This window comes from Vibrio sp. PID23_8 (assembly GCF_003584965.1).
Taxonomy (GTDB): domain Bacteria; phylum Pseudomonadota; class Gammaproteobacteria; order Enterobacterales; family Vibrionaceae; genus Vibrio.
In genome coordinates this window covers 89,889-102,570 of the sequence record NZ_LIXE01000005.1, presented here as the reverse complement: position 1 = coordinate 102,570, position 12,682 = coordinate 89,889, and the positions used below count along the sequence as shown (strand labels likewise).

Annotated in this window: 9 protein-coding genes and 1 pseudogene; 3 read left to right on the top strand and 7 right to left on the bottom strand. The window is 45.4% G+C overall.

The genetic code is table 11. The features are described 5' to 3' along the window. Positions 1–514 precede the first annotated feature (514 nt). From AK966_RS10830 to pdxY, 3 genes and pseudogenes are all read left to right on the top strand, one after another. Positions 515–1,711, top strand: coding sequence for a tetratricopeptide repeat protein (locus tag AK966_RS10830; RefSeq protein WP_099079588.1), 1,197 nt, complete (start codon positions 515–517; stop codon positions 1,709–1,711). Positions 1,712–1,921: 210 nt separating this feature from the next. Then, positions 1,922–2,066, top strand: a pseudogene (locus AK966_RS20325) (AbrB/MazE/SpoVT family DNA-binding domain-containing protein). A 101-nt stretch (positions 2,067–2,167) separates the two neighbouring features. Next, positions 2,168–3,037 carry a pyridoxal kinase PdxY gene (pdxY, locus tag AK966_RS10820; protein WP_099079589.1) on the top strand — a complete coding sequence of 290 codons (870 nt, stop codon included), beginning with the start codon at positions 2,168–2,170 and terminating at the stop codon, positions 3,035–3,037. A 95-nt stretch (positions 3,038–3,132) separates the two neighbouring features. Here pdxY and sstT read toward each other — a convergent pair whose 3' ends face one another. From sstT to malT, 7 genes are all read right to left on the bottom strand, one after another. Beyond that, positions 3,133–4,350 carry a serine/threonine transporter SstT gene (gene sstT / locus AK966_RS10815; protein ID WP_099079590.1) on the bottom strand — a complete coding sequence of 406 codons (1,218 nt, stop codon included), beginning with the start codon at positions 4,348–4,350 and terminating at the stop codon, positions 3,133–3,135. 365 nt (positions 4,351–4,715) lie between these two features. Then, on the bottom strand, positions 4,716–5,792 hold the full coding sequence (rsgA, locus tag AK966_RS10810; protein WP_119464126.1) for a ribosome small subunit-dependent GTPase A: 1,077 nt from the start codon (positions 5,790–5,792) through the stop codon (positions 4,716–4,718). 516 nt (positions 5,793–6,308) lie between these two features. After that, a complete protein-coding gene (locus tag AK966_RS10805) occupies positions 6,309–6,773 on the bottom strand; it encodes a copper chaperone PCu(A)C (RefSeq protein WP_099079592.1) in 465 nt (154 codons plus the stop codon). After that, positions 6,763–7,374 (bottom strand): SCO family protein, encoded by a 612-nt coding sequence (locus tag AK966_RS10800; RefSeq protein ID WP_099079593.1) that lies wholly within the window; start codon positions 7,372–7,374, stop codon positions 6,763–6,765. Before AK966_RS10800 ends, AK966_RS10805 begins: the two co-directional genes overlap by 11 nt. A gap of 9 nt (positions 7,375–7,383) precedes the next feature. Next, positions 7,384–7,809, bottom strand: coding sequence for a hypothetical protein (locus tag AK966_RS10795; RefSeq protein WP_099079594.1), 426 nt, complete (start codon positions 7,807–7,809; stop codon positions 7,384–7,386). Positions 7,810–7,975: 166 nt separating this feature from the next. Further along, positions 7,976–8,893 (bottom strand): DUF368 domain-containing protein, encoded by a 918-nt coding sequence (locus tag AK966_RS10790; protein ID WP_119464125.1) that lies wholly within the window; start codon positions 8,891–8,893, stop codon positions 7,976–7,978. Between the two features lie 818 nt (positions 8,894–9,711). Then, positions 9,712–12,420: an HTH-type transcriptional regulator MalT gene (malT, locus tag AK966_RS10785; protein ID WP_119464124.1), complete on the bottom strand. Its 2,709-nt coding sequence runs from the start codon at positions 12,418–12,420 to the stop codon at positions 9,712–9,714. Between the last annotated feature and the right edge of the window lie 262 nt (positions 12,421–12,682).

The following is a 12,682-nucleotide window of genomic DNA, read 5'->3' as shown; positions in this document are numbered from 1 at the left end:
TTTTTATTTGGGTATATAGGCGAAATGCCGAAAGTAGATGTTCAAATAAATGCTAATACAGTCAGTCATCAGCAAAGTGTGAGAGGGGACCGTTTAGTTTTTTACAAGAGAAAAATTTCTATTCGAAGGGGTTTTGCTCGCAATTTTGATAATAAAACGTGTGCATAATGAGATGTTCAGCGCAGCTTAACGACGTCATTGTTTATAGGAGGAGAAGAGGAGGATGAGAAGGGAGGAGAATACCTCAGCCCCAAAACCGTGATTTGGTTCAATAAAATCTGGGTGAATATTTCTTGTCGAAAAATAAGTAGGATTGATGTGAGGCAATCTTATCGAATACTTTGATGGGATACTTCAGATTTTACTCAAGCGGTCGTTATATAATAGAGCGGTAATTTACTTCAAGATGCTCGGGTATACACCCATGGTTGGCGTGTCACTCGTCTCAGCATTTTCAATACTCCCCGGTTTGTGGGAAGTTCAACATAGGCCCTGACCTAAAAAGAGGATGCTTATGAGTAGTATGGGCATTGCTATTGCGGCAACTGGCCTTTCACTCGTCCTGATATTTTTTTGGATGATCTCGTTGTCAATGCGTAAGCAACGGCTTCAGGCAGAGAGGAAAGCTCGCGAAGTGGCGTATCGCAAAGCGATGCAAAAAGCACGAGAGCAAGAACAAAAAGAGCGAAAGTTTAAAGCAGAAACCGGTCATATCCCGACGATTTTGTTTTTGGCCAAAGAAGCAGAGCGAGAAAATATTAAGGAAGCTCTGTATTGGTACGATAAAGCGGCCAAACTGGACAACATTACTGGCATGTACGGTATGGTGAGACTGAGCGAGCGGATGCGTGAAGATGTCATTCTAAGAGAGCAAGCCAATTTCTGGCGCATGGCTATTGCTGGATTGGAAGGTGATGTAGATGCGACCTTTGCTACAGGTAAAGCGCTCGTCTTTGGCCGAGGAGTAGAGAAGAACCTAGCGAAGGGACATCAACTTATCGAAGCGGCCGCCAACAATGGTTGTATTGCCGCAATGCTGCATATGGGGGAGTGGCAACTTTCCCCTGAGAACGTTTTAGGCCGTAGTGCGGATGCATTGTATTGGTTTATGAAAGCAGCAGATAAAGACAGCGCTGATGGAAAGATCCAAGTTGGACTTTGTCATCTAAATGGCATTGGCACAGAAATGAGCATGGTAAAAGGATGTTATTGGCTAGAGAGAGCCGCTGAAAGTGGTAACGCAGAGGCGATGTTCCATGCTGGTGATGCGTGGAAGGACACCAGTAAAACAGGTAATGCGATTGCGTATATATGGCTCTTTCTTTCTGCGAATATGGGTTTTGAACCTGCACGAGCACTGCGCGATGAGGTCGCTAGTAACATCGGCGTAGATGTGGTTGTCGGTTTGCAATCTATTGCGAAGCCTCTTCAACGTAAACTAGTATCTGGTATGGTGAAGAAGCATTCCATTATCCGTGCATTAAATAAAGTTTATAAGCGTGAAGCATACTTCCCAAGTGGCGCAAAATTGTCCGAAGAGCTTCATCATGCGGATCAAGAAGAGACGCAATCACAGGGTGAGCTTTTAGAGTTAGGTCTTCAGTCTAAGTTGGTTGAGGAGCCTGCATTCTCTACAACCCTCTCTAAGGAGGCACTCGACTTTACGCAAAACTTCTTACAGCCACAGAATCTCAACAAGCCTCATTCGTGAGGCTTTCTTAACGATACCCAAGCATCTAGACGTTACTTGGATAGTATTTCGCACTATTCTAGATTAGTTACCAGCGTATTTTCAATTGAGTCTTCCCGTATGCTGTGTGGAAGGCTCTTTTTTTGGAGAACTGAAAACCTATTTTTAACAATTGGAGCACGAAAGATGATTAGCTAACCTGTTGAGTTCGCGGACGATACCGGCGTAGTCATTCCAAGCGTGAACCTGACTGAACCTCGGGATAAGAGAGGGGGATACCCTCAAGATTGCGCTCAACAAAGTCAAAATGGAAATTAAGAAAATGGTCCTGAAAGCGAGCTCCCTTATCGGCTCCAGTGAAGAGCATGAGAATTGAGTTAGAGAATCCTAGTTTGTCGGATACACTACGTCTTTCGTGAATTTGGCGCTTGACGCTGTCTTTGAATTATTGATAACAACAAGAAGAGGTCTGGTACTATGCAAGGTATCCTCTCTATACAATCGCATGTTGCTTTTGGCCACGCTGGTAACAGCAGTGCTGTTTTCCCGATGCAACGTATGGGTTTCGAAGTGTGGCCTATTCACACGGTTCAATTTTCTAACCACACTCAGTATCAAGAGGGTTGGACGGGCCGTGCGTTTTCGGCTGACGACATCAGTGAATTAGTTTGTGGTCTTGGCAACATTGGCGCGCTAGAAAAATGCCAAGCGGTATTGACTGGCTATCAAGGTAGTGCAGAGCAGTGCTTAGCTGTTGTCGACACGGTGACTAAAGTGAAACAGGCTAACCCTGAAGCGCTTTATGTGTGTGATCCAGTAATGGGCGCGCCTGACAAAGGCTGTATCGTTGCGCCAGGTATTGCGGATCATTTGTTGACTCGATTGATGCCGATGGCGGATGTGATCGTGCCAAATCAGTTCGAACTAAGTCAATTTGCTGAAATGGAAATCCACACGCTAGACGATGCAATCACGGCGTGTCAGCGTGCTCTGGAGAAAGGACCTAAAGTGGTATTGGTGAAACACTTGTACTGCCTGTCAGACTCAAGCTTCAACATGTTGTTAGCGACCCAAGAAGGCACCTACTTAGCGAAGCGTCCTCATTTCGAATTTGCTAAAGCACCAGTGGGAGCGGGCGATTTGATCTCGGCGATCTTCACTGCAGGCTTACTGAAAGGGTGGACACCGAAGCAGGCGTTCCAACATTGTCATGATGCTTGCTTTGGCGTACTTAACGCGACTTTCCAAGCGGGTGAATGGGAACTGCAAACCATCGCGGCCCAACAAGAGTTCGTTGAGCCTAGTGCACACTTCCCATTGGAAGAAGTGACACTAAGCCACTTATAATCGTGACGTTTATACTACCCATGCATTTGAAGGCAACGGGAAAAAAGAAAGGGGGAGCCAATTGGCTCCCCCTTTGTTTATTTTCGCACTGCGTTTCAGTGTTCTTTTTGTTGCTCTGCACGGCACACAGCGGCGGTGAAGATAACATCTGTTGAGCTGTTTAGTGCCGTTTCAGCCGAGTCTTGAATCACACCGATGATAAAGCCAACGGCAACAACCTGCATCGCCACATCGTTAGAGATACCAAATAGACCACACGCAAGTGGGATAAGTAGCAGAGAACCACCGGCTACGCCAGATGCACCACATGCAGAAACCGCTGCCACAATGCTAAGAAGTAGAGCCGTCATTAGGTCGATTTCAATGCCCATCGTATGCACTGCTGCAAGTGTTAGCGTGGTAATGGTAATTGCCGCACCTGCCATGTTGATGGTCGCACCAAGTGGGATAGACACAGAATAAGTATCTTCATCTAGCTTTAGTTTTTCACACAGTGTCATATTCACCGGGATATTTGCAGCACTTGAACGAGTGAAAAATGCGGTTACACCACTTTCACGAAGGCATTGAAACACCAATGGGTAAGGGTTCTGCTTGGTTTTGTAGTACACGATTGCTGGGTTTACCACTAATGCAATGATCGCCATCGCACTTAGCAGTACCGCTAGCAGGTGAGCGTAGCTGGCTAATGCGCCAAAACCCGTTGTTGCAAACGTTGATGCAACTAGGCCAAAGATACCAAATGGTGCCAGACGAATGATGAAGCGAACAATATGAGAAACACTGTGGCTGAGATCTTCAAATACCGCTTTCGTTGTTGCTGACGCGTGATGAAGTGCCAGACCAAGACCCACACCCCAAGCAAGAATCCCGATGTAGTTTGCTTCTACGAGGGCGTTCACAGGGTTATCAACCAGTTTGAACAGCAGTGTTTGAATGACTTCTGCAATGCCTTGTGGTGGTGTTGCACCTTCAGCACCAGTTACTAGCATTAAATTAGTTGGGAAAAGGAAGCTAAGAACTACCGCAGTTAGTGCCGCAAAAAAAGTACCGGCTAAGTAAAGCACCACGATTGGACGCATGTAAGTGTGTTGGTTTTTCTTTTGGTTTGCGATAGATGCCGCGACTAAGATGAATACTAAGATCGGAGCAATCGCTTTTAGTGCGCCAACAAAAAGGTTACCTAGCATGCCAACGCTTTCGGCGTGGTTGGGTGAGATTGTTGCTAATAAGATCCCGAGGACGATCCCGACGAGAATTTGGAGGACGAGGTTACCACGAGCGTATCGGGCAACGAGGCTGTTGTGTTGCATACATCATTCCTGCAATTTATGTCTGAGCAACGGCGTAATGTTCCTTGAACGAAAAGGGGGGCCAAATATTGATTTATGCGTTGCTAAGAGCTCTGATTATCGATTTTCCAATTTAATCAATTCAGCTAATTTACCCGCTGAATATCACACATCTTAACTTGGTAATATTTTGTGTCTAGTTTTAGTTTGTTCTAAGGATGATTGTTTGCAAAAAGTTGATTTGGGTGAGGGTGATGTTGTTATGTGTAACTAAGTATTAATGGCGGGGCGGCATTAGATTCTAAAAAGGAGGCTTTCGCCTCCTTGGTATTATCGCTAATAAGAAAACAGCATACACCCAAGCATCTCGAGGTTACTTGGGTATATCAAAAACCTTGCTGACGCTTACGTTTACCATCAACAACACTGCGCACCATTTTGCCGAACTGTTTGTTTTGCGCTCTCTGCTCTGCGAGAGTCGCGCCGTTATGGGCTTGTTCGCGCAATAACTTCTGATAGTTAGTAAAGCGTCGTAATTCAAGAGCGCCGTTTTCAATGGCGGCTTGAATAGCACAACCCGGCTCGGTTTGATGTTGGCAATCACTGAATCGACAGTTTTCTGCTAGTGCTTCAACATCGGCAAAGGTTTCACTGACGCCCGTTTCGCAATCCGCTAGTTGGATCTCCCGCATTCCCGGCGTGTCCATTAAGATCCCACCGGAAGGCAGTAGATGGATTGAGCGTGCAGTCGTTGTGTGTCGACCCTTGCTGTCATCCTCGCGAATGTCGCCTGTTGCTTGTTCTTGCTCTCCGAGTAGAGTATTGACCAAGGTAGACTTACCTACACCAGAAGACCCGATGAAAGCAACAGTCTGACCTTCACCACACCAACTCTTCAACTTAGCAACGCTTGCCTTATTCAGACCATTGACACTTTCTACCATAAGCAGTGGGTCGAGTTTTTGTACTTGAGCTTTGAACTCGTCAGCATCTTCACATAAGTCTGCTTTCGTCAGTACAATCACGGGCCCTACGTCAGCTTCATTGATGAGTGCTAAATAACGCTCAATACGGCTGAGGTTAAAGTCGTGGTTGAGTGAACAAACGATAAAGACAGTGTCCACGTTGGCGGCGATTAGCTGCTCCGCGACTTTACTGCCGGCGGCTTTACGGCTGAACAGGCTGCGACGTTCAAGTAAACGAGAAAACTGCTGCTGGTGGTTTAGTATCACCCAATCGCCCACCGTCATGCTAGGTAGCGAGGTCTGGATAGGGAGATGGATTTCGCCTTGTTCGCTAACCAAGACATAGCCACTACGATGGTGAGCAATCACTCGTGCGAAAAGCGTGTCTTCGTAATCGTCTAATGTCAGTTGTTGGTGAAAAAATGGTTTCCAACCTAATCGTTTTAATGGGTTAGGTTGAGTAAGTAGTGCTTCACAAAAAGAGTGTGTTTTGTTCATTGTTGAATTATCCCAGACGCAACAAAGTGCATTAATACAAACCGCATTAGGGTCTAATTCGCATAGAGCTGACCCCGGTGAAGACCGGGCAAAGAAGGGAGGAGTTGTGGCTCAGCCATGATAAAAGTTGGATGTTTACCCTTTCACTGCCCAGTTAGTGCTATTCATTACAATCATCATATTTCCTCTTAGTTGGTGAGTTAACGACTGAAGTATAACGGCTGTAATTCGAATCTTACAACTTCTTTGCGTTTTTTAGAGTTATATTCGACGCTCTTCCATCACTTGTGAATAGGCGAGAAATCGATTGTAGCATTGCGTAAAAAATACTTGTAAATCGCGCCTTGATTATATGTCTAAGTGACTTTACGCCAAGTCATTCTCGCCAAATCGGGTATGGGTATATCTAAGAAGGGAAGTCGTGGCACGGAGGTAAAGCGAAATCACGCTTTGAGCTCACCAACTGAAATAAAAACGCTCCTGATGTACAGGAGCGCTAACAGATGATTCAAGCGATTAATGATGAACGTGCTTTTTCATTCCTGCCATCACTTTCTTAACGGGTGCTTTAAAGCTTTGTTTCTGGCCATTGTCGTAAGTAACAGTCACTTCGATTTCATCACCTTCGTTAAGCGGTTTTGTCAGGTCAAATAGCATGATGTGCAGGCTGCCTGGCTTAAGCTCGGTGGTTTCGTTCGCCTTTAGCGTGATGCGTTCAATTTGGCGCATTTGCATCACGTCACCATCTTTAATTACGTCATGCAGTTCCACTTTGCCGGCTGCAGGTGTTTCTGCTGCGATGATATTGATGTCCTCTTGGCTACGGTTGGCGAACGTGACAAAGACCGCACTCGTCAATGCACCAGGTGCCATTGCACGTGCATATGGGTCCTGCGGCATGACACTTAAGTTCGCTTGAGCAATCGAACTAAGTAGAAGTGCGCCCAGCACTAGCGTTTTGATTGCGTGTTTAACCTTCATTCGAATTTCCTTCTGCAGTCAGTTTTGAAATGGCGTCGACGATCGGCGCTGGTGTGAGTGTGTGCGGCACCTTGGTAATCAGCGTACCGTCAGGTTTTAAGAAGTAAAAGTAGGAACTGTGGTCTAGGGTGTATTTTAGCTCGGATCCTTCAAGCTCAGTCTTACGGAAAATGACGCCATAGCGGTGAGCGAGAGGAGTAGTGACATCGAGTGGTGCCGACAGGCCTTCAATCATTGGGTGGAAGTAGTGGGCGTATTTAGCAGAAGCATCCGCTTCATCACGTTCTGGGTCGAGAGAAATGAACATAGGACGAAGTTTTGCTTTTTGTTCATCATCAATTTGGTTCAACGCACCAGCCAACATCGCGAGTGATGTTGGGCATACGTCAGGGCAACGCGTAAAACCAAAGTACACCACGCGCACACGTTCGTCGCCCGTATCAAAAATCCTGACAGGCGTATCGCCTTCACCGAAGAGAATAACCTGTTCAGAGGTGGCTGCTTGCTTTTTCTCGGTTTCTGCTTGTCCATCTAAGTAGGTTTTGGTGCCAAAGCCGAGCACGAATGCGACCACGAGAAATAGGGACCAGTTGCGGCTCATAAGCGTTCCTTATCTTTGCATTTTTATGGCAGGGTAAATGGTGCTCTGCCCATCTGTGAGTTTTCCGACCCATGTCATGGTATCGTGCATACATACGGGCAGGGTTATCTCTCCTGAGTATGTGCCTAAAGCTTCTTTTTTAAGCACAAATTTAGGTTCTCCCATGTCCATTTCTCGTCCTGAAAGGCTCAGGACTAATTGTTCCGCTTGGCTGTCATGCCATGAGACTTCTAAATAGGCAGGAATCAGAGGTTGAGCGGTATCCACATTGAGTGTCATGCTGACTCCTTGTTGGAGACAAGCCGTGGTTGAGAGCAAGCAATACTCATCGAGAGGCTTTGATTCGGGAGCGGAAGAGAGCTTGTGGATGAGGTCGGGCGCGTAAAAACCCGCGACTAAAGCCGCAACCATCCCTAAGATTTTTAACACTTTCATTAAGATTCAGCATTTATAACTTAACATTGCCCGCATCCTAGCACAGATGCAAAACGTAAAAAGGTGTCACGTCGACAAATTTTGTACTACTCCTATGTAATTGAGTGGGTTGTGGAAATAAAAAAACGGAGCACTTGGCTCCGCTTTTCAATGGTTTTGTATTAGCTTATTTGCCCGAATCTGCGAATTTCTCTAGACCAAGGACAAGCGCAATGGCGACCAGCATCATGATAATCGCTAAGACCAGCTGCGAAGGTTGCGAGGTGATGTGCTCGAATTCAAACGGTGACAGGTTGTGTTGCAATAGTGGTACTTGCTCGCCTTTTGAATTAGTGCGCCAAGTCAGCGTCTCTTTCCATGGCCAAATTTTAGGCAACGTACCGATCATTAAGCCTGTTAGGAACATTAATGTGAAGTCGCGGAACTTGCGTAGTAACCAAGACAATAAATGCGAGAAAGAAAGTAGACCAATCACGCACCCAGTCAAGAATAAGGCGAGAATATCGACTTGGAGCCCCTTTACTGCAGCGAGAACAGGCGTGTACATTCCGATCAGAAGCAAAATGAAGCTGCCAGAAATCCCCGGTAAGATCATGGCACAGATGGCGATGGCCCCCGCAAGCAGAGTGTTCATCGCTGTTGGTTCTATATGTAATGGGTTAAGAACCGTAATGCAGTAGGCAAAAGCCACACCTGCGAGTAGGGTGACAAAGCTTAGGGCATCGCGTCTTTCCACTTGGCGAACGATGTGGTACACGGACACCAAAATCAGACCGAAAAAGAAAGACCAAATTGGAATAGGGTGTGTGTCGAGTAACCAAGTAATTAACTTCGCTAGGGTCACGATACTGGTAAAGACCCCAGTAAACAGCGAGATAAGAAAGAAGCCATTTATATGATTAAACGCGGCTTTAAAGCCATCTCTTCGCCAAATAGAGAAAAGTGATGGATTAATGCGACGAATACTTTCTAGAAGCGTGTCATAAATGCCCGTGATGAATGCAATGGTACCGCCTGATACGCCAGGAACAACATCGGCTGCACCCATCGCCATTCCTTTAAAGAAGGTGATTAGATAGTTCATTTCTCGAGTACTAAGTCATGTAGATGGTATTGAGTATACAAACATTGATGCCAAAAAAGTATGAAATAGTGGTACGGATGATATCGAAACAAATGCCAATTCTGAGAAAAGTAAGTACTTTACGACTTTAAGCTTGGGAAACACAGAGTGATATGGCGTTGTGCGCGGTGTCTATCTCTTAAGTAACCATCGCTGTTAGTTAGGTAAATTACAGCAAATAACAGACAAATACGGTGAATCTAGTTGTTTGATGACTTATTTATCATTTATGTTATCGAGTTGCGCAATGCAAATGCAATTTGCATTATTGTTTTGCATTTTGCAAAAGGTTGTTGCTTAAAGGAATTTGATATGAGATATCGTGCCCAAAAATAACACTTTACATTCATGGCATGATTAATGCATAATTTGTCTCGACCCTTCTTAAGCCGAGGGTCACCTAGCCAACTGACGTTGTTAGTGAATACATATTGTTCACATCAAATATAAGCCAATCGCGTTTATTGCGGTTGGCTTTTTTTTGTCTGAACGATATTCCTAAGGCAACCAACCCTTTGGGAGCGTGTCACTGAGACAATGTTATCGTTAAACAACTTGGAAAGAATTCGCGACTATGTTGCGTTATTTTCTTTGAGCTTGAGTCAGCGACCACGCACTGAATCCTGCATCTTGAAACCACTGGGTGTATATCTAGGTGATGTTGCTATATGTGAAAAGTTGCTTATTTTCTTTGCAATTTGCATTATTTGATAAAATTGCGAAAAAAAAGGGCTGACGTATTACGTCAACCCGGTGTTTTACAGCGGTCATCTAACGGCTTAATAGCCCATCAACTGCAACAAGTTTTCTGCTGTAACAATCGCTTCTTTACGATTAGCAATATTCAGTTTCTGATATAAGTTGCGAATGTGCGTCTTGATAGTCGTGCCAGCAACATCCAATTCTTGAGCAATTTGCTCATTGCTAAAGCCCGAATAAATTAAGCCCAGTACTTGCCATTCACGTTGAGTGAGTGGGCTAGTACGCACTAGTTCTGGCACGTTCGGGTGATTCACCAATTTTTCGATGAAGTCTTCATCAAAGTGAATGGATCGACTCCGCTGATTGGAAGAGATGTCTTTCATCAACTGTTGGGCGCGGTGACGCTCTAGATCGCCCAATTCATGGCGTAGACTCAGTTTTTCGAGTAATCCGCCAATGATCGCGCCATCAATAAGGAAGTTGCCAATCATACCGGTTTGGTTGGTCATCACCAATGCCTCTTTCAGCAGATCTTTTGCTTGTTCCTCGTCTTTTTGACGCACCGCAAATACCGCCTCTACGACTAGGTTGCGGTTGGTGTCAGTGATCAAATTGGCACGCAGTGCTTCACTTTTTAAGAATTCCAACGCTTGGCGAGCTTCATCGTACTGACCCAAATTAATGTGGGCACGTACGATGTTACGCCACTGAAGTTGCTGGAAGTGGTTGCATGCTGACTCAGGGCGCACAGCAGTAATTAACCACTCTTGAATCGCTTCTATATTGCCACGGGCTTGCCAGAAAAGGATCAACGACAGTGAGGCATTTGCTGTCCAATCGACGTGGTAAGTCGATTGATTCATCAAGTGTTGAATGTGCTCAATGAACTTGCCCGCTTTGTCCAGTTCACCACGGCCAATTGCAATACGTGCCAGCATAGAATAGCTGTGTAAGTGCTTGCTTGGTGAATGGTTTTCCAGGATTTGCAGACCCTTGTACGCACACTCTTCGGCTTCATCTAGACGATTCCAACACCAGAAAACTTGCGCACGAATACGCAGCAAGAACTCGTGCAAAGGAACATGCTGCAGTTGTTGGTCTTCAATCAAGCGGAAGGCGGAATCTTGCAATTCGAATGCTGCTTGAACGTAACCTTGCGCGATCATGATCTCACTTTGCTGCAAGATCGCCCAAAGTGCTTGGTGGTATACCTGATATTGGCGTGCCAGTTTTTCAGTTTGTTGCATCATCGGCAACGCTCGGTCTAGTTGACCAAGCACATGATTCACTTCACCTACGACTGAGGTTGCAACGATACGGCTACGGTATATCGTTGAACTTAGCTGGCTCAACGCCAGTTCAGCGAGTTCAAGCGCGCGTTCTGGCTGGTTACTATTTATGGCAACTTGGGCAAGTAGGGCATTGGCTTGGCCTTGGTAGCCAGAGTCTAATTCGATCTTGCGCTTAGTGTGTTCCTTTTCTGCCTCTGCTAGTAGCTTGCCAACTTGATTATAGCGATGCTGACTTTGCGCTAGCCAAGCACGTAGCATGGTTAATTTAGGGTGACTAAACAGCAGCTCACGATCAAGTTGGTTAATTGCCGCTTCGAGAGTGGCCAACTCACCTTGGTTAAACATCTTCCAGCCAAACTCGTTAAGAATTTCAATGATTAAGCTTATGTCACAGGATTTCTGTGCATGATGGAGCGCTTGATGTGGTGCTTTTTGGTTTAGCCACGCTACGGCGGCATTGCGGTGTAAGTCTTTTTCTTGCTGAGGAATGCGAGCAAGACGCTCATGAGATAAAAACTCACCAAACAGATTATGGAAACGGAACCAGTTTTGCTCGCCTTCTAATGGATAGATGAAAAGACCGTATCGGTTGAGCGATTCAATCATGCCTAATGCATCTTCACGTTGAGTCAACGCGAACACCAGCTCATCATTGAAGTGGTTCAAAACCGACACTTGCATGAGAAAATGACGGGTTTCGTTATCGAGTAGGTCAAAAACCTCTTCAACTAAGTAATCCCATAGATGAGCGTGATTAAACTGAGAAACTGACTCTACCGTTTGCGCGAGAGTACGGTTTTGATGCTGTGCTTGTAGTGCAATGAGCTGCAATGCCGATGGCCATCCTTCTACGTAACCGCGTAGGTTGTTTGCCATATCTTCATCAATGCCATCGGCAATGCGTTGGTTAAAAAAGCGCGTGGTTTCTTCGGTATCGAATGCCAGCAGCTCATTGCCAATTTCGATCATCAGGTCACGCACTCGTAGGTTAGCAGTCCCTAGTGGTGGGTTAGCACGACTCGTCACGACCACCGTGAGGTTATCTGGCATGTGCTTTAAGAAAAAACGCATCGATTCATGGATTTCGTCGTTGGCGATCAGATGGTAATCATCTAAAACGATATAACACTCGTACTGAAAATCTTCCATCTCAGCGAAAACTTCGCTAAATAAAGAGCGTAAAGAAGAGAATTGACGCTTTTCAGCCAGCTTTTGAGCGTTAGAGCAACTGTAATTGGTTGCTTTGTTTAAAGCTTGTAGTAAGTAATTGACGAAACGGAAGCCATCATTGTCGCTATCGTCGATGCTATACCACCCGACGTTTGGCTTATCTGACAACCATTGAGCTGCCATGGTTGTTTTGCCGTAACCAGCAGGGGAGCGAAACAAAACCAGTTTGTAGTAAGGCGCATGTTGTAGTAAGTCCAACACTCGTGGGCGGACGATGGCATTGTGTAAGCGGCCGGGGCGAGTGAGTTTAGATGGAATCCACATTGTTAATTCTGTCCTTAAATTTTTGAGCTAGCGAAACTAGAAACAGACCCACACGACCAAATTTTGATTGTGTGCAAAAAATGTTAGGGTGGCGAGTCGCTTTGAATGGTACGACATGAGAAATGCTATTTACTTTGATCCACTTCCTAATTCTTAAGAACTGAGTAAACATTGCTCATCTACGCCCTAATTTTGTGATTTTAATCACCTAAATGTTGATTTTGTTAGTCTCGTGTAGATTGGGTTGCGCGATTTTTACAGA